The organism is Geobacter anodireducens, from assembly GCA_001628815.1.
GTDB classification, from domain to species: domain Bacteria; phylum Desulfobacterota; class Desulfuromonadia; order Geobacterales; family Geobacteraceae; genus Geobacter; species Geobacter anodireducens.
This window is the reverse complement of the sequence record CP014963.1, coordinates 1455899-1474720: the sequence shown is the minus strand read 5'-3', so window position 1 is coordinate 1474720 and position 18822 is coordinate 1455899. Positions and strand designations below refer to the sequence as shown.

Below are 18822 nucleotides of genomic sequence, written 5' to 3'. Positions count from 1 at the left end.
CATGCCCCTGTCCATAACCCAGTGGATTTCATTTCATTTCGAGACCGGAAGCCATACCTCGAACCGCGTCCCCTCCCCTACCGTGCTTTCGACGGTCATTCTCCCACCCAGGGAGTCGATGATCCTGGCCGAGATGGACAGGCCCAGCCCAGTCCCCTTGCCCGGCTCCTTGGTGGTGAAAAAGGGATCAAAGATCCTCTCCAGGTGCTCGGGTGCGATCCCGGATCCGGTGTCGGTCACGGCAATCCGGATGCACGGCGCCTCGCTTCCGTCCCCGGCAAACGGCGTGCGGAACACCCCGCCGAAGTCGTCCTTGCGCCGTCCGGCCATGACAGTCCAGGGACCGTTATCGGTGAGCCCCGCCGGCGGCGTGAACATTCCGGACGACACGGTGACATCCAGGCGTCCACCAGCGGGCATGGCGTCGCGGGCATTGATCAGCAGGTTGATCAGAACCTGCTGGAGCTGATGGGGGTCGGTCACGGCCGCTGCGTTTTCCTCGCCTGCCCCGATGTGCACCTGCACCCGCTTAAGGGCCCCCTGCCGACTCACCATCTCCACAGTTTCAGACACCAGGCAGGCCACGTCAACCTCTTCGGCGGCAAGGGGCGCGGGGCGGGCATAATCGAGCAGGTCGTGGACGATCCGGTCGATCCGTTCGGCCTCCTGTAGGATCCGGCGAAGATAGTCGGCCCTTTCCGGATCAAGGGATTCATCATCCCGCAAGAGCGATACGTACCCCATGATGGCTGCCAGCGGGGTGCCGATCTCGTGGGCCGTTCCTGCGGCCAGCATTCCCACCGACGCCATTTTTTCGGATCTGAGGGTTTCCTCGCGGGCCTCCTTGAGCTCCCGGTTGGCCCGCTCCAGCGACGCCACGTGGCGCGCCGCCTCTTCGTCCTTGACCCGCAGGCGTCCACCATCTGATTGAATGAATCGGCCAGTTCGGCTATCTCACGGCTCCCCGGAGCCACGGCCTTATGGTGATAGTCGCCGGCGCCGATCCGCTCCGTTGCGGCCAGGAGCTTGCGCATGGGAATGATGATAAAGCGGGAAAGCAGCAGTGACCCCACAGCCAGGAGGAGAAGGAAATCGAGGGCGAAGTAGGCGAGGAACAGGTGACGCGAATGGGCGAGCATCTGCCGCTCCCCTGCCAGGGAAAGGATGAGCCTGGCCGCGCCAACGGTCGCCCCGTCACTGACGATCGGGGCATAGCGGATGAGAACGCCTTCCCCCGCAGGGAACCAGGCCGATTCGGCGCCGTCGCGAAGACAGGCCGCCAAGCGCTCGTCAACGGGTGAACCGCTCCCCAGGCCGAACACCGGCGTTCCATCACCCCGCACGACGGTCAGGGCCGTGAATTCCGGCTCACCCGCCAACTGGCGGGCAAGCACGCCGGCCGCCGAAGGACCGATCCCGTCCAGCGACGGTGGAACCAGCGCCGTAAAGGAAGCGAGCAGGATGCGCGCCTTGTCGCTTTTCTGGCGGAGAAGGTCGCTTTCGGCGGTTTTGAAGGAGATCAGGCTCAGGAGGAGCCAGGTGAGAACCAGGAGGAACGTAAGGGAAGAGAGGATCAGAAAGCTGAGACTGAAGCGCAGACGCCTCACGGGTGCACCTCGCTACCGGGCGCCGATGCTCAGGTACCAGAGAATGATCGCCTTGCCGAAAAAGATGTAGAGAAGTGCCCCCAGCGCCAGAAACGGGCCGAACGGGATGGCAAGCTTGCTGTCTTTTTTCTGGAGCATCATGACGGTGAGCCCGATGATCGAGCCCACCAGAGAACTGGCAAAAATGATGAACGGCACTGCCCGCCAGCCGAGAAAGGCCCCCATCATGGCAAGGAGCTTGATATCTCCGCCGCCATTCCCTCCTTGCCCGTCAGCCGCTCGTAGAGCCAGGCCACCAGCAAGAGGCTCCCGCCCCCCGCCACGATGCCGATGAGAGAGTTGAGCCAGCCGAGCCAGGGAAGGACAAATGACAGGGCAAAGCCGAGGACGATTCCGGGCAGGCTGATGACATCGGGGATGATCTGATGGTCGAGGTCGATGAAGGTGATCGCCACCAGGGCGGAGCAGAATACGAAGAGGGCCGCAAAGGTCAGGGTCGGCCCGAACTTGAGGAACAGGGCAAGGCAGAGCAGGCCGTTGATGAGTTCCACCAGGGGATAGCGGGCCGATATCTTCGCACCGCAGGCGCGGCATGATCCGCGCAGGATGAGCCAGCTCAGAAGCGGGATGTTGTCCCAGGGACGAATCCGCGTCCCGCAGGAGGTACAGCGGGAAGGGGGGAACACCACCGACTCACCCGTTGGCAGCCGATAGATGCAGACGTTCAGGAATGAGCCGACCACTGCCCCGAGGACAAAGGAAAAGATATAGAACACAATTGGCAAGGTCATAGATTAACCGGTAACACAGCCTGCCTGGGCCTTGTCGCCCTGTTCCCGCCCGGCCCCGTCAACACCAGGTTCCAAAACCGAGGTAGGCGCCCGCAGCCCGGCCGAAGACCGGCGCGAACTGCTCCGCCGGCGCGGGGCGGCTGAAGAGATGTCCCTGCATGTGGGTGCACTGCAGCGCCCGCAGCACTTCCAGTTGCTCCACGGTTTCAACACCTTCGGCAACCACTTTCAGATTGAGCCCCTTTGCCATGGTGATCACCGCGCTGGTAATTGCCTCGTCGTCAGGGTTCGTTGTGATGTCGCGAATGAACGAACGGTCGATCTTCAGGGCATGGATCGGAAACTTTTTCAGATAGTGCAGGGATGAATATCCAGTACCGAAATCATCAATGGCGATATGGATTCCCATTCGCTCCAGCACGCGGAAGGTGGCCAAGGTGCTTTCGGTACCGTCCATCATGATGCTCTCCGTCACTTCCAGAACGAGCCACCGGGGGGCGAGCCCCGAGTCGGAGAGGGCCCGCTCCACCACCTCCACCAAGCTTCCCTGCTGGAGCTGGCGGGGAGAGATGTTGACCGCCACCTGCATGGGTGGGTAGCCGGCCTTCTGCCATTCCCGGTTCTGGCGGCACGCGGTCCTCAACACCCATTCGCCCAGGGGAACGATGAGCCCCGTTTCTTCCGCCAGGGGAATGAAGCGCGCCGGCGGCACGAGCCCCAGGGTGGGGTGCTGCCAGCGGACCAGGGCCTCCATGCAGGAGATTTGCCGTCGTCAACGTTGACCTTGGGTTGATAGTAGAGAACCAGCTCTTCCCGCTCAAGCCCCTTGCGCAGATCGTTTTCAAGGGAAAGCCGCTCGAATGCCTTGCTGTTCATCTCGGGGGTGTAGAGCTGGCAGTTGTTTCGCCCCTGCTCCTTGGCCCGGTACATGGCAAAATCGGCGTTCTTCACCAAAGCGTCGCTCGTGCGGCCGTCATAGGGAAACACGCTGATACCGATGCTCGTGGTGATGAACAACTCGTGTCCATCGATCACGAAGGGGGTCCGCAGGCTGTCTATGATCTTCTGGGCCACTTTCAGGGCATCTTTCACGTCGGAAATGACCGACAGATTGATGATGAATTCGTCGCCGCCCTGCCGGGCCACGGTGTCGCCGTCGCGGCGGCAGACCCCCTTGAGGCGCTTGGCCACCTGCATGAGAAGCTTGTCTCCCACCGCATGCCCGAGGGTATCGTTGATCAGCTTGAACCGGTCCAGGTCGAGAAACAGCACTGCCAGAAGACGCTTGCTCCGCTGGGCAAGGGCAAGGGACTGGCGGAGCCGGTCGTTGAAGAGCCTGCGGTTGGGCAGCCCGGTGAGTGAGTCGTAGTACGCCATCTGCCGGATGGTTTCCTCGGCCTGGCGACGATCCGTGATATCCCGGAACGCCTCGATGATCCCGATGGCTGTGCCATCGCTGCCGAGCAGCGGGGACGTCATGACCTCCACCACGCGCTTGTCCCCGCTCCGGTCCCGATGCTCCTGGGTTGCGATGACCGGACGCTTCGCCGTCCGCACATCGAGCAGGGGGCATCGCATCCCCTCGTCTCTGACGCAGGGGGTATCGCGATGGTGAATGAGCCGATGGCAGGCCTCGTCACTGCCGGCCTCGGCTATCTGGAAAAAGTCGCGAGCCGCCCGGTTCGTCATGATGACACGGCGATCGAGCCCGACCACCACCATGGGCTCGGCCACACCGTCAACCACGGAATTGAGGAAGACGTTGGTCTCGGCCAGCTTCTGCTCGGCCCTGGTCCGCTCATCGTTCTCCTCTTCGAGCATGGCGGCATGGCGCCGCAGGTCGACCATGAGGTGAACGGTGCGCAGTACCATGGCTGCGGTGTGGGCATACTGCTGCAGAAGCTGCTCGTCGATCTGATCAAAGGGATTGCCTACCCGGAACGCGGACAGACAGGCCGTCACTCTCCCTTCCTCAAGGACGGGGACCAGCAGCGCCGCATCCATGTCCATCACCTGCAGGAGTTCGCAGGAGTCAGCGCGGGAGGATATCCGGTCGATCCGCAGGGGAGTACCGCAGGCGGCCACCGATGCACACAGATTCCCGCTCTTCATGGGGACCGCCAGCCCTTTCACCATGGCATTCCAGCCCCCGGACGCGGCCATGTAGGTCAGGGTGCCGGCCTGGATGTCGATGGTGGTAAACACAGCGGTCCCGGCTCCGACGATATCGCAGACACCATCGCAGAGGGCCGTGTAGAGCGCGCCCGACTCACCAATGGTCAGCAGTCGCCTGATCCAGAGGTCAAGCTTGAACAGGCCGTCGTTATATCGCTTGAGATTCGCCATGGGACCCGGAAGATTATCCTGACTTTGTTCTGTCGGTCATGCGCACGGGGCCGCAACCATAAAAGCTTAAATAAATGCAAAATTCCATCCAAAAACAGGAGCGACACAACGAACGGAACAAATAATCCGTGACATCGGCATGTTTGCCACGGCTATGGGGTAACCGGCACCCGCGATCTCCACGAGATTATTGACAACGCATGTCACCATCTTGACCCGCGCCGGCAACTGTCCCACGCGGCGAAAAGGCACCCCATGAAAAACGCCGCCGGTCACCAACGGACCCGGCGGCGTTATAGCGTAACTTCAGGCCAGTTTTCGTATTTTTTCGAGACTGGCCAGGAGCACATCCTTCTTCTGGGTCACCTCGGCCAGCTTTTCCCGCTCCTTGGCCACCACGTCCGCCGGCGCCCGCTCCACAAAGGAGGGGTTCTCAAGCTTCCGGCCGAACATCTCGATTTCCTTGTCGAGCTTGCCGATCTCCTTGAGGAGACGCTTTTCCTCTTCCTCAACGTCAACGAGCCCTTTGAGGGGAACCGCGATCTCCACGTCTCCGGCCACCTGAACCGCTGCGTCGGCGGGCCGTTCGAGCCCCTGCCCCATGGCCAGGTCGGAGAGGCGCGCGAGACTCATGACGTAGACCTCGTTGCGTTTGAGCAGATGCAGGCTCTCAACGGAACCGCAGGAGAGGATGGCGGCTATCTCCCGCGACGGAGCCACATCCATCTCGCCCCGGATGTTCCGGATGCCGCGGATCACCTCCATGACCAGCTCCATCTCTGCGGCGCCTTCGGGGAAGTCGCGCTCGGGCGCGGGACGCGGATAGCCGGCCACCATGATGCTCGGTGCGGGACGTGCGCCCGGCAGTGTTTGCCAGATCTCTTCGGTAATGAAGGGCATGAAGGGATGCAGCAGCCGCAGGAGATTTTCCAGCACGAGCCAGAGGATATACCGCGCCGTTTCCTTGCGTGCGTCGTCGCCCCGGTAGAGATCGTCCTTTGCCAGCTCAATGTACCAGTCGCAGAATTCGCTCCAGGTGAACCGGTAGAGGGTTCCGGCCGCATCGTTGAAGCGGTATGCCTCCAGCGCCTCGGCGGTTTCGGCGGCGGCAGCGTTGAGCCGATGCAGAATCCAGCGATCCGCATTGGACAGGTCGAGTGTCGCCGGGTCCACCGTATCGGGCTCGAACCCCTCCAGGTTCATGAGGGCGAACCGGGAGGCGTTCCAGATCTTGTTCACGAAATTCCGGTAGCCGGCAATCCGCTCCTCGGCCAGCTTGATGTCGCGCCCTTGGGCGGCAAAGGCCGCCAGGGTGAACCGGAAGGCGTCGGTGCCGTACTGGTCGATGACCACCAGGGGGTCGATGACATTTCCCTTGGACTTGCTCATCTTCTGGCCCTGGGCATCGCGCACCAGGGCATGGATGTATACGTCGCTGAAGGGCACCTCGTCCATGAAGTGAAGCCCCATCATCATCATCCGCGCCACCCAGAAGAAGAGGATGTCGAAACCGGTCACCAGGCACGAGGTGGGATAGAACGCCGCAAGCTCCGGCGTCCGGTCCGGCCAGCCCATGGTCGAAAAGGGCCACAGGGCAGAGGAGAACCAGGTGTCGAGCACGTCGGTTTCCTGACGGATCTCGTCGCTGCCGCACGCGGCGCAGACTGTCGGATCGATTTTGGCCACCGTGGTTTCGCCGCAGTGGTCGCAATACCAGGCCGGAATCCGGTGCCCCCACCAGATCTGGCGCGAGATGCACCAGTCCTTGATATTCTCCATCCAGTCGTAATAGGTGTTCTCCCACTGCTGGGGAACGATCCGGGTCCGCCCGTCCTTCACCGCGGCCAGGGCCCGTTCGGCCAGGGGACCGACCTTCACGTACCACTGGAGGGACAGGTACGGCTCCACCACCGTCTTACAGCGATAGCAGCCCCCCACCGCGTGGGCATGATCGTCGATCTTCTCCAGAAGCCCCAGCGCTTCCAGGTCTTCCACCACCCGCTTTCTGGCGGCGAAACGCTCCATCCCCTCGTACTGGTGCCCGGCGGCATTAACCACGGCCGATTCGTCGAAGACGTTGAGCAGGTCCAGATTGTGACGGCGCCCCACCTCGAAATCGTTGAAATCGTGGGCCGGGGTGATCTTTACCACGCCGGTACCAAACTCCCGATCCACGTACTCGTCGGCCACCACCGGTATTTCCCGGTTCACGAGGGGGAGCAGCACCTTTTTGCCGACGAGGTCGGCATAGCGCTCATCCTCGGGGTGAACCGCCACGGCGGTATCGCCGAGCATGGTTTCGGGACGGGTCGTGGCCACCACCACGAAGCGGCCGGGCTCGCCAACCACGGGATAGCGGATGTGCCAGAGATTTCCCGCCTTGTCCTCGTGCTCCACCTCGATGTCTGACAGGGCCGTGTGACAGCGGGGACACCAGTTGATGAGACGGTTGTCCCGGTAGATCAACCCTTCCTCGTAAAGACGGACAAAGACCTCGCGCACAGCGCGGGAAAGCCCTTCGTCCATGGTGAAGCGCTCGCGCCCCCAGTCGCAGGATGCGCCGAGCCGCTTCAACTGGCCGATGATCTGGCCGCCGGACTCGGCCTTCCATTTCCAGACCCGCTCGATGAATGCCTCGCGCCCCAACTCGTGGCGGCTCGTCCCCTCGCCCGCCAGTTGGCGTTCCACCACGTTCTGGGTCGCAATGCCCGCATGGTCGGTGCCGGGCATCCAGAGGACCTCGTAGCCGCTCATCCGCTTCCAGCGACAGAGGATGTCCTGGAGCGTATTGTTCAGGGCGTGCCCCATATGAAGGGCGCCGGTGACGTTGGGCGGCGGGATGACGATGCTGTAGGGGGGCTTGCCGCTATCCGGGTCTGCCCGGAAATAGCCTTCCTGCTCCCAGGTTTCATACCATTTCCGTTCAACGGCCGTGGGCTCGTACACCTTTGCCAGTTCTTTTTCTGCCATTCGATTAACCTCTTCCCTTTTCAAAATGAAAATGGGGATGAAGCATCCCCATTTCAGTTTCAGCGGTGTGGACCGGTCCCGTGGGCCGGCCCTGAAGTACGACCTAAAGTCCTTCCTTGATCTTGCGGATCTCTTCCTTGATGATCGTCTCCGCCAGGTCGGGCACCACTTCCCAGGCGATCCGCTCGATTACTTCGCGGGAGATACGGGAAATGGCGGCGGCCAGTTGTTCTTCGGAGAGGGTGATGGTCCCCGCGCCCGGAGCAACCGGCTCAACAGCCGGCACCGCCACCGTGGAGGCAGCCGGAGCGGCTGCGGGGACATATTCTTCCTCAGGGGCGAACTGCTGTTCCACGACAAACTGTGCCGGCACGGCAGCCCCGCCGAATTCAAAGCCTGTCACCGGTTCTCCGGCAAAGGCCTCGGCAGCCGGGGCACCGGTCGTCGGCTCCGGCTCGAAGGTAAAGGACTCGGGTTCGGCCACCGCGCCGAAGCTTATCGTCTCCTCGACTGCGCCGGACGCGGGTTCTTCCGTGAAGGTGAATTCTTCAACAGGCACGCCGAACGTGCCTGAATCGGCAGAGGCGGCAGGCGTTGCGGCAAAGGCAGCGGCATCGAACACCTCTGTCATTGCCTCGTCTCCGGTCACCATCTCGCCGACTTCAACCTCCCCGGCGACTTCTTCCTCAAGTTCGAAGGCTCCCCACAGATCGTCGGCAGGAGCGGCCTCCTCCGCTTCGAACGTCACCGCCTGCGACGCAGGCGCTCCAGCGGGTTCGGCCAGGGGCTCCGATTCGAAGGTCGGAAATGGCTCGGGGAAAGCCGACTCGAATACGGCTGACGGCTCGGGGGGCGAAACGAACGGCTCCGGCTCCACCTCGAAGGCGGCGGGAGGACTCTCCGCGGCAAAGTCCGGTGTAGCGCCTGCGCCCGTTACCGCGCGCGAGCTTCCCAGAGCCAGAAGCTCTTTTACTTTGTCGACAAGTTGCTGGGATTCAAAGGGTTTGGAGATGAAGTCATCCGCGCCGCACTGCCGGGCCCGCTCTTCGTCAAAGGGCTCGAAGGCACCGGTCATGAGCAGGAGGGGCGTGTTCTTCAGGGCGGGGTCATGCCGTACGGCGGCGCACACCTCATAGCCGTTCGAGCCGGGCATGAGGGCGTCGATGAGCATCACATCGGGTCTGCTTTCACGGGCTTTTTCCAGTGCGGCGTCCCCGTTGTCGACAACGGTCAGCTCAAAATCTTCATTGGCGAAGATGATACCCACGACCTTCTGAATGGTGATGCTGTCGTCGGCGAGGAGCAGCCTGTTGCCCATGGATCCTCCTTCAGGGGGAGCGTCGGAAAAGGGGCCCCGGATAGATGGGGAAAAGTGCGGTTAACCCGCGCACAATCGCGGAAACGCTACCATACTGACCTGAGGGTGTCAAGCTATTTACCGGGTCGTAACAGGGCCGTAGGATGCCGTTTCCACCAGTTCCCGGAGGTCCGGGAAGAGCATCCGAAAGGCCAGCGTCGACAGATCGCTCCGCAGTTGACTAAAGGCCTTGGTATGCCGATGGTCGAGGCGGACCGAAAGAAAGATCACGTAAGTGTCCGTGCGCGGGTCGATCCAGATCGATCCCCCCGAGTAGCCGGTGTGGCCGAACGACTCCTCGGAAAACCCTTCTCCCCGGGGCGACGAAAACGGGGATGCCATGTCCCATCCGAGCCCCCGCGCCACCTTGCCCCCGCGGGAAAAGTAGGGGGCCGTCATCTGGCGCACCGTCCGCTGTTCCAGGACGCGCCGACCGTTGAGCTCGCCTTCGCCGAGGAGCATCCGGCAGAAGAGCGCCAGGTCGCTCGCGGTGCCGAAGAGGCCCGCATGTCCGGCAACGCCTCCCATGAGGCGTGCCAGGGGATCCTGCACCGTGCCGAAGTGTGCCCCCCCCGAGCCGTCCAGGGTGGCGGCGCACCGCTCCGCAATTGCGGGGCCGGGCAGGAAAGCGGTGTCCTTCATGCCCAGGGGGCGGAGAAAAGCATCCGCCGCATAGCGGTCAAGAGTACTGCCGGTAACGCGCCGGACCAGCTCGCCCAGCAGGATGAAGTTGATATCGGCATACCTGAACCGGGTGCCCGGCTCACCTTTCAATTTCTGGGCGGCAACACCGTTGATGGCGCTTTGCAGGGGGTCTGCCGAGGACAGGGAGAAGTCGTCGAGGCCGGAGGTATGGGTCAGCAGATGCACCACAAGGACGTCGTCCTTGCCGTGTCCCGCAAATTCGGGGAACCAGCGGACCAGGGGATCGACCAGGGAGAGCCGGCCCTCTTCCGCCAGTCTCATGACTGCCGGGGTCGTTGCGATGACCTTGGTGAGGGAGGCCATGTCGAAGATGGTCGAAGACGTTACCGGCGGGGCATCGGGCAGGGACGACTGCTTGCCGAAGACGTGCTCGTAGACCGCACCGTGGCGGTTCCCCACCAGCACGATCCCGCCCGCCACCAGCCCGTCGTGCATGGCCCTTTCCATCAACCGCCCGATGGCTTCCCCACCCGCTGGCGGCGCGGACGGCGAATCGCCGGCACAAACCGTCAGCGAGCCGAAAAGGATCAGGGCTATGGCGAGTATCTTTCGGAACACCATGAAGAAATACCGTCACTCTGCAACGAACATGAACGGCTTTGAACCGCTGGAGGGCACGGGCCCTAACCACCGACACAAGCAAAATTCAAGCCGTGGCTATGGGACCAGAAAAAAGGGGAGACCGCGTCTCCCCATCAGTGTACCTTGAATTCCACTGTTTTGAGAACCTTCCCGGCCGAATCCACCGCCTCGACGCGCCAGGTGCCAACCGATTCGGCGTCCACGGGCTTCTTGCTCCAGGTGCGCCATTTCGCACCCTTGACCGCAAGCTCCTGCTCGCCGGCCATGGCGCCGTCCTTGTACCAGACATGGCGGATGACCGTTTCCTGGGCGCCGGGGTTGACTATGCGGGTAAAGCAGTAGAGGGCTTTCACCGACCGGTGCGAGATCCGACGAACCGCATCAATGGGGTTGTTGCGGGAAATCTTGGTGGTTACCGCCATTTCGGTGATCTTGAGGTCGGCCGCCCGAACGGGCGAGCCGATGACCATGCCGCACACAACCAGCGTGACGAGCAGGACGACCAGTCTCAGCATCCGCACCACCTCCCCCTCCTGTTCTTGGTGTTGTTCGACACCTCTCTGTTCCTCAGGTACGGTAATCGGCGTTGATCTTGACGTAGTCGTAGGACAGGTCCGAGGTGTAGACCGTTGCCCGTCCGTCGCCCAGATGCAGGTCGACGGTAACGGTAAACTCCTTCTTGCGCAATACCCCGGTGCCCCGCGCCTCGGCGTCGCCTCCGGCGAAAACACCGCCCTGCACCATCCTGACATCGTCGAAAAACAGTTCGGCACGGTCCGGCGCCACGTCCGCGCCGGAGTAGCCCACTGCCGCGAAAATCCGCCCCCAGTTGGCATCCTGCCCGAAAAAAGCGGTCTTCACCAGGCATGAATTGGCAACGGCCATGGCGGCCCGCTTGGCGTCGGCATCGGAGCGGGCGCCCTTCACGGTCACTTCCACGAACTTGGTGGCACCTTCACCGTCCTTGACGATCAGCTTGGCCAGGGAGAGGAGCACCTCCTCCAGAAGAGCCGCAAATTCCGCGGCGCCCTCGCTCCCCTCGGACAGGACCGGGGTGCCGGCTGCTCCGTTGGCCATGATGATGGCGGTATCGTTGGTGGACATGTCGCCGTCCACGGTTATGGCATTGAAGGATGTATCGTTGGCGCGGCGGAAGATACGGTCGAGCCACTGGGGGTCAACTGCGGCATCGGTAACGATAAAGGCGAGCATGGTAGCCATGTTCGGCATGATCATGCCGGCGCCCTTGGCGATACCGGCGATGGTGTACCCGACACCGCCCGCGGCCCCGGTACGCTCCTCCAGTTTCGGGAAGGTGTCGGTGGTCATGATGGCCGCGGCGATCTGATCGAGGGTGGCCGAGCCGAGTCCCTCCACAAGGGGGGGAATCCCTCCCCTGACCCGCTCCATGGGGAGCGGTACGCCGATCACGCCGGTGGAGGAAACGAGCACCTCATGCTCCGGCGCACCGATCCGCTCGGCCACGAGGCGTGCGGTTTCCCGCGCATCCTCCATCCCCCGGTCTCCGGTGCAGGCATTGGCGTTGCCGCTGTTGACCACCACTGCGCGGCAGGTGCCGCTCGTGGTCCGTTCCATGTCCAGAAGCACCGGCGCGGCCTTCACCTTGTTGGTGGTGTAAACCGCGGCCACCGCAGCCGGCGCATCAGAGCAGATGAGGGCCAGATCCAGGCGGCCCGGCTTCTTGATGGCCGCTTCCACGGCCGAGAACCGAAATCCCTTGACGTTCATAGCTGAAACCTCAGGAAAGCGCCACTACCCGAGAAACCGGCGCTTTCATAGACTATCTCATTTTCCGCAGCATTTCTTGTACTTCTTGCCGCTACCGCAGGGGCAGGGCTCGTTGCGCCCGGCAAGCTTCTTGGACTTGGACGGCTCCGAGGTCTCTTCCTCATCGACCAGGTTGAAGACCATCCTTTTCCGGGCCTGCTTCTGCTGCTCCTCTTCCATTCGCTCCACGTCTTCCTCGTGGGCAATCTGGACCCAGAAGATCTTTTCCACGGTCTCGGCGGCGATGCGGGCCATCATGTCCATAAAGAGCTGGTAGGCTTCCTTCTTGTACTCCTGCTTCGGATCCTTCTGACCGTAGCCACGGAGCCCGATCCCTTCCTTGAGGTGGTCGATGGAGAGGAGATGGTCTTTCCACTGGGCATCGATGGTCTGGAGCATGATCACCTTGATGAGGTGATCCATGAGTTCGTCGCCGACGGCAGCCACCTTGGCATCGAAGGCCTCGTGGACCTTCTCCTTGAGCAGGGTGCGGAAGCTCTCGGGGGAGAGCCGGTCCATGGTCTGAGGCGGGATGTCGATCTGGAAGCCGTAGGTCTTCAGAATCCCTTCGCCGATGGACTGCCAGTCCCATTCATGGGCCGACACCTTTTCTATGGCAAAGGAGGAGATTTCCTCGATGGTGTCGTCCATCATCTGGGCGAAGTGGCGGCGGATGTCCTGGCCGGCCAGAATCTCGCGGCGCTGGGTATAGATCACCTCGCGCTGCTTGTTCATGACATCGTCGTACTCGATCAGATGTTTCCTGATCTCGAAGTTGTGGGCCTCCACCTTTTTCTGGGCATTCTCGATGGCTTGGTGATCATGCCGTGGGTAATGGCCTCCCCCTCTTCGATCTTGAGGAAGTCCATGATCTTGGAGACCCGCTCGGAACCGAAAATTCGCAGGAGGTCGTCCTGGAGAGAAAGATAGAAACGGGATGAGCCCGGGTCCCCCTGGCGGCCCGACCGGCCCCGGAGCTGGTTGTCGATCCGCCGGGACTCGTGGCGCTCGGTGCCGATGATGTGGAGACCGCCCAGGGCCACCACTTCATCGTGCTCGCGGGCACAGAGGTCGCGGTACTCGGCCAGCACCTTCTCGTACTCTTCCTCGGGGGCATCGGGATTGGCCCGGCGCCACTGCTTGGCAAGACCTTCGGGGTTGCCGCCCAGCAGGATGTCGGTACCGCGGCCCGCCATGTTGGTGGCGATGGTCACCATCCCCTTGCGGCCGGCCTGGGCCACGATCTCGGCCTCCCGTTCGTGCTGCTTGGCGTTGAGCACGTTGTGGGGAACCCCCTGCTTCCTGAGCATCTCCGCCAGCACCTCGGATTTTTCAATGGAGATGGTTCCCACCAGGGTGGGCTGCCCCTTCTCATGGCACCCCCTGACTTCATCTATGACGGCATTGAATTTCTCCTGCTCGGTCTTGTAGATGACGTCCGGGAAGTCAGGGCGCAGCAAGGGCCGGTTGGTGGGGATGACCGTCACTTCCAGCTTGTAGATCTTGTGGAACTCTTCGGCTTCCGTGTCGGCGGTGCCGGTCATGCCGGAGAGCTTCTCGTACATGCGGAAATAGTTCTGAAAGGTGATGGTGGCGAGCGTCTGGTTCTCGTTCTCGATCTCCACCCCTTCCTTGGCCTCGATGGCCTGGTGGAGCCCGTCGGACCAGCGGCGGCCCGGCATGAGACGGCCGGTGAACTCGTCGACGATGATGACCTCACCGTCCTTGACCACATAGTCCACGTCGCGCCGGAACAGGGCATGGGCTCGGAGCGCCTGGTTCACATGGTGGAGGATCTCCATGTGGTTCGGGTCGTAGAGGTTGTCGATCTTGAGCAGTTTCTCGACCCTGGCGACCCCCTCCTCGGTGAGCGAGGATGAGCGGGCCTTTTCGTCGACCGTGTAGTCGCCGGTGTAGACCTTGCGCTTGCCCGACAGGGTGTTTGCCTCCACCTCCTTGGCCTCCCCCTTTTTCAGGTGAGGGATGATCCGGTCGATGATGTAGTACTTGTCGGTGGAATCCTCGGTGGGTCCGGAGATGATGAGGGGCGTCCGGGCCTCGTCGATGAGGATGGAGTCCACCTCGTCCACGATCGAGAAGTAGAAGGGACGCTGAACGTAATCCTCCAGGGCGAACTTCATGTTGTCCCGCAGGTAATCGAAGCCGAACTCGTTGTTGGTGCCGTAGGTGATGTCCGCGGCATAGGCGGCGCGACGCTCCTCGTCATCGATGCCGTGGACGATGACCCCCACGGTGAGTCCCAGGAAGCGGTAGAGGCGTCCCATCCACTCGGAGTCCCGCCGGGCCAGATAGTCGTTGACCGTGACCACGTGGACCCCGCGGCCGGTGAGGGCGTTCAGGTATGCCGGCAAGGTCGCCACCAGGGTCTTTCCCTCGCCGGTCTTCATCTCGGCGATTTTCCCCTGGTGGAGCACCATGCCGCCGATGAGCTGCACGTCGAAGTGGCGCATGCCGAGGGCCCGCTTGCCCCCTTCCCGGCAGACGGCGAAGGCCTCGGGCAGGAGGGAGTCGAGGCTTTCGCCCCGGGCAATCCGCTCCTTGAACTCGAACGTCTTCTCCCTGAGCTGATCGTCGGTCAGGCCAGCCACTTGGGACTCCAGGCCGTTGATTTTCTCCACCACCGGCCACATGCGTTTGAGTTCACGCTCGTTCTTGCTGCCGACGATCTTCTTTATGATGGCTCCAAACATATAAACCGGGTCTCCTGGGAAATCGTGTAATGGTCAAACGCAAGCGGAAACGGTAGCACAACAGCCGGAAATGCTCAATAGAATCCGTACGGCGCAGCGCCAGGCCCATGAAACGGTTGTGTCGCGCGGCACGTTGCGCACAGGGCCTCGAGGGACTGACAAAAGCGGCCTAGGCTGTTCCCTGCGGCTTGGCCGGCCGCGCGCCTGGGCACCGGTGTCCGCCCCGCTCCACCGGCTTGACGGGTTCGGTTACGGGTCAGTAGGCGCGGTTGTCGAACATGCGGCGGGTCTTGCGCTCGGACCGGGGGAGCTCGCCGTAGGGGAGGAGGTCCACCTCGCAGGAGACCATCAGGGAATGCTTCACCCCCGACACGATCGCCTTGCAGAGGAGGGCATCCGCTGTGGGCGCAGCATCTTCGGCCCGCTCCACCCGGATGGTCATGTGGTCGCGACCATCGGCACCCCGGTCCAGAACCACTTGGAATTCACTGCCGAGCCCATCGATCCGGTCGAGAATCTCATCGATCTGTCCGGGATAGATGTTGACCCCCCGGAAAATCACCACATCGTCGGAACGCCCGAGTATCCGGTCGTGACGGGGAAGAACGCAGCCACAGGGGCAATCGCCCGGCACGAGGCGGGTCAGGTCCCGGGAGCGATAGCGGATGAGCGGTGCCCCCTCCTTGCGCAGCGTAGTGAAGACCATCTCCCCCACCTCCCCTGGCTGCACCGGCTGGAGTGTTTCCGGGTCGAGGATTTCAAGGAGATAGTAGTCGGCCCAGTAGTGAATGGAGCCGTCTGCGCCGGGCGCTCCGCAGGAAAGCCCCGTGCCGGGACCGTACACCTCGGTGAGGCCGGTGATGTCGTGGACCGATTCGGCACCGAGGCATTCGCGGATCTTGGCTAGAATCGCCTCGCTGGAGCGTTCGGCACCGAGGATCACCTTGCGCACGGCGATCTTGTCCCGCAGATCGCGCCGCTGGACCTCTTCGGCCAGGAGCAGCCCCATGGAGGCGGTGCAACAGACCACCGTTGACTGAAGATCCACCAGAAAGGTGGTCTGGATATCGAGATTCCCCGGCCCCACGGGCACTGCCAGGGCGCCGTACCGCTCGCATCCCAACTGGAAACCCGCTCCGGCGGTCCAGAGACCATACCCGACACAGATCTGCACCCGGTCTTCACGGGTGACCCCGGCCATCTCGTAGCAACGGCAGAACATGTCGGCCCAGTCATCCACATCTTTCTGGGTGTAGCAGAGGATTTTCCGCTTCCCTGTCGTCCCCGAGGATGAGTGGATCCGGACGAGCTGCTCATGGGTGGCCGCACGAAGGGGAAAGGGATAGCCGTCGCGCAGATCGTCGGCAGAGGTGAAGGGAAGCTTCGCAATATCCGCGAGGCCCGTGACGTCGTCTGGCGTCACGCCCGCTTCTTCGAGCCGGCTGCGGTAAAAGGGCGAGTTGCGCCAGGCGTGGTTCACGGTCCAGCGCAGGCCGTCGAGCTGGAGCCGTTCAAGTTCCGCGGGAGATGAGTAGTGGGCGGGAAAGCGGGTCAGCATAGGGGGTTACAACCTCCATCGGAAAGGATTACCGGAAAATCAAGCCTCCGCCCGCTCCATGCCGAGACGCAGGGCCTTGAGAGATGCGGCCCGGAGCGCCCCCTTTTCACCCAGCCGGTGCTCGATGGTTGCAATCACCTGGCTGGTGGAGCAGAAGAGGCCGGCATCGGTGAGCCGGGCCAGGGCAAAGCCGAGGAGGATCAGGTTCACCGCCTGGGGGGAGCCGATCTCCAGGGCAAGGGCGTCGGCGTCGATCACATGGACCGGGTGCCCCTCAAGTCCGGCCGGGACACGGGAGGCATTGGCCACGATCCACCCGCCGGGACGGAGGAAGTGCCGGTGGAGCGCAATGTTCTCCTCCTTCATGGCCAGCAGGCCGTCGGCCCTGCCGGGGCGCACGAGGGGACTTGAGAATTCGCCCGCCTTCAGGTGGGAGATGACCACCCCGCCCCGCTGGGCCATGCCGTGGGTTTCGGAGGTCATGACCGGCATGCCGGTGCGGATGGCGGTCTCGGCCAGAATGCGGGTGACGAACAGGATTCCCTGCCCCCCCACCCCGCTGATGATCAGTTGCTCTCCCCCGGTCATTTTCCCACCTCCTCGATGGCCAACCGCGGACAGACATCGACGCAGACGCCGCACTTGGAACAGACGAGGGTATCGACAACCACCCGCTTCGTTTCTTCGTCGTAGACCAGGGCCGGGCACTCGAACTGGGTAGTGCAGAAGCGGCACCCGTTGCAGGCATCGCTTACCCGCACCGCGCGCTTCGGCGGCCGTTCGCCGGTGTAGGTCCGGTCAACCACGCAGGGCTGGCGGGCAATGACCACGGCAAGCCCGTCGGTCCGGGCAAAGGCCACCGCTTCTTTCATCAGGGCGGTAAAAGCGGGAAGGTTGCCCGGCTCGCCCGACCGGCAGAAGCGCACGCCGCATGCCTTTACCAGCCCCTCCATATCCACCGTCGCCGTGGGCACCCCGCCGGCGCCCCACCCCAGTGCCGGGGTCGGCTGGTTGCCGGTCATGGCGGTGGTGGCATTGTCCAGAATCACGAGCACGAACCGCGCATCCTGCACCACGGCGTCGATGAGCGGCGGGATTCCCGCGTGGAAGAAGGTGGAGTCGCCGATGGTGGCGACGATGTCGGGCACCTGGCCGGAAAGTTTGTAGGCGTGGTAGAAGCCGGCCGCCTGGGAGACCGCCGCCCCCATGCAGAGGACCGTGTCGACCCCTCCCAGGTTGAGGCCGAGGGTGTAGCAGCCGATGTCGGAAGGATAGATTCCCTTGGGCGCAGCCCGCTTGATGGCATAAAAGCTGGCCCGGTGGGGGCAGCCCGGGCAGAGGGTCGGCCGGCGTCCGCCGCCCGTGGGGGGCGCAACGGAGGGTGCGGCGGGAATGCCGGCAAAAGCGGCCACCAGACGCTCCACCAGTTCCGGGGACAGTTCTCCCACCTCAGGAACAAAGCCCGACCGCTTTCCCTTTACCCGGTGGCGGTCGGCCAGTTGCAACTCCATGACCCCGGTGGTCTCCTCCAGCACCAGGATCTCGTCGTAGTCGGCCAGAAGCCGCTCCACGAACGCCGTGTGCAGAGGATAGGGCTGCACCACCTGCCAGAGGGGAAGGACGTCCCTGAGCCCCAGGTCTGCCAGCACCTCGCGGGCATGGGCCGCTGCCACGCCGGAGGCGACCAGTGCCTTCCTGGAAGAGACCCCCGGATTGAGCAACCGCGGGGCGGTCGGCTCCCAGGCGGCAATGCCGGCCAGTTTCTCCTCCAGCTTCAGGTGAAGCTTGTGACGAAAGACCGGGGTAGCGGCCCACCGGGCTGGATCCTTGACAAACGCGGCCGTCCGTTCGGACGGAGCAACCGGACCGGGGAGGATGTCCTGGTTGGCGTGGCAGACGCGGGTAGTGGGCCGGAGCATGACCGGCACCCGGAAGGCCTCGGACAGCTCGAACCCGGCGGCGATGAGCTCCCGGGCCTGGTTGGGGGAATCGGGGTCAAGAACGGGCACCTTGGCGGACATGGCCGTCAGGCGGCTGTCCTGCTCGGTCTGGGACGAGTGGGGCCCCGGGTCGTCGGCGGAGATGACCACGAAACCGCCGGTGACTCCCAGGTAGGCGGCACTCATGAACGGATCGGAGGCAACATTGAGCCCCACCTGCTTCATGGCCGTGGCTGCCCGCAAACCGGACTGGGCGGCGGCGTAGGCAATCTCGAAGGCCACCTTCTCATTAACGGCCCACTCCACGTGCATGGGCACGCCGTAGCGCTCCCGCCAGAGAGCCACGCCGGAGAGGATCTCCGAGGCGGGCGTGCCGGGATACGAGGCAACGACACTGCATCCGCTCTCCACAAGGCCGTGGGCCATGGCATCGTTGCCAAGCAACAGCTTCCGTTCACTCACCGAAA

8 protein-coding genes and 4 pseudogenes are annotated in these 18822 nt (G+C 63.1%); all 12 read right to left on the bottom strand.

The genetic code is table 11. The features are described from left to right. Positions 1-33: 33 nt before the first annotated feature. The 12 genes and pseudogenes from A2G06_06665 to A2G06_06610 all read right to left on the bottom strand — a co-directional run bounded on the left by A2G06_06665 (position 34) and on the right by A2G06_06610 (position 18817). Positions 34-1607 (bottom strand): annotated as a pseudogene (locus A2G06_06665) (two-component sensor histidine kinase). 12 nt (positions 1608-1619) lie between these two features. Beyond that, a pseudogene (locus A2G06_06660) lies at positions 1620-2398 on the bottom strand (peptidase A24). Positions 2399-2456: 58 nt separating this feature from the next. Beyond that, positions 2457-4744, bottom strand: a pseudogene (locus tag A2G06_06655) (diguanylate cyclase). Positions 4745-5050: 306 nt separating this feature from the next. Next, positions 5051-7714, bottom strand: coding sequence for a valine--tRNA ligase (locus tag A2G06_06650; GenBank protein ID ANA40045.1), 2664 nt, complete (start codon positions 7712-7714; stop codon positions 5051-5053). A gap of 103 nt (positions 7715-7817) precedes the next feature. Continuing rightward, the gene (locus A2G06_06645) at positions 7818-9032 is read right to left on the bottom strand and encodes a hypothetical protein (GenBank protein ANA40044.1); all 1215 of its coding nucleotides are present in this window, start codon (positions 9030-9032) and stop codon (positions 7818-7820) included. A gap of 117 nt (positions 9033-9149) precedes the next feature. Continuing rightward, a complete protein-coding gene (locus tag A2G06_06640; protein ANA40043.1) occupies positions 9150-10337 on the bottom strand; it encodes a metal-dependent hydrolase in 1188 nt (395 codons plus the stop codon). 134 nt (positions 10338-10471) lie between these two features. Then, entirely contained in the window at positions 10472-10879 is a 408-nt protein-coding gene (locus A2G06_06635; GenBank protein ANA41616.1) for a hypothetical protein, read from the bottom strand. 46 nt (positions 10880-10925) lie between these two features. Then, entirely contained in the window at positions 10926-12107 is a 1182-nt protein-coding gene (locus A2G06_06630; protein ANA40042.1) for an ornithine acetyltransferase, read from the bottom strand. A gap of 57 nt (positions 12108-12164) precedes the next feature. Then, positions 12165-14857 (bottom strand): annotated as a pseudogene (locus A2G06_06625) (preprotein translocase subunit SecA). A 256-nt stretch (positions 14858-15113) separates the two neighbouring features. Continuing rightward, positions 15114-16415: a phenylacetate--CoA ligase gene (locus A2G06_06620; protein ID ANA40041.1), complete on the bottom strand. Its 1302-nt coding sequence runs from the start codon at positions 16413-16415 to the stop codon at positions 15114-15116. 39 nt (positions 16416-16454) lie between these two features. After that, positions 16455-17003, bottom strand: a complete 549-nt coding sequence (locus A2G06_06615) for an indolepyruvate oxidoreductase (protein ANA40040.1) — start codon at positions 17001-17003, stop codon at positions 16455-16457. Further along, a complete protein-coding gene (locus A2G06_06610; protein ANA40039.1) occupies positions 17000-18817 on the bottom strand; it encodes an indolepyruvate oxidoreductase in 1818 nt (605 codons plus the stop codon). Before A2G06_06610 ends, A2G06_06615 begins: the two co-directional genes overlap by 4 nt. Positions 18818-18822 lie beyond the last annotated feature (5 nt).

Coding starts and splice junctions, on each gene's coding strand:
- A2G06_06615 (ANA40040.1), bottom strand. CDS start 17,003: ATGACCGGGGGAGAGCAACTGATCATCAGCGGGGTGGGGGGGCAGGGA.
- A2G06_06640 (ANA40043.1), bottom strand. CDS start 10,337: ATGGTGTTCCGAAAGATACTCGCCATAGCCCTGATCCTTTTCGGCTCG.
- A2G06_06645 (ANA40044.1), bottom strand. CDS start 9,032: ATGGGCAACAGGCTGCTCCTCGCCGACGACAGCATCACCATTCAGAAG.
- A2G06_06630 (ANA40042.1), bottom strand. CDS start 12,107: ATGAACGTCAAGGGATTTCGGTTCTCGGCCGTGGAAGCGGCCATCAAG.
- A2G06_06620 (ANA40041.1), bottom strand. CDS start 16,415: ATGCTGACCCGCTTTCCCGCCCACTACTCATCTCCCGCGGAACTTGAA.
- A2G06_06650 (ANA40045.1), bottom strand. CDS start 7,714: ATGGCAGAAAAAGAACTGGCAAAGGTGTACGAGCCCACGGCCGTTGAA.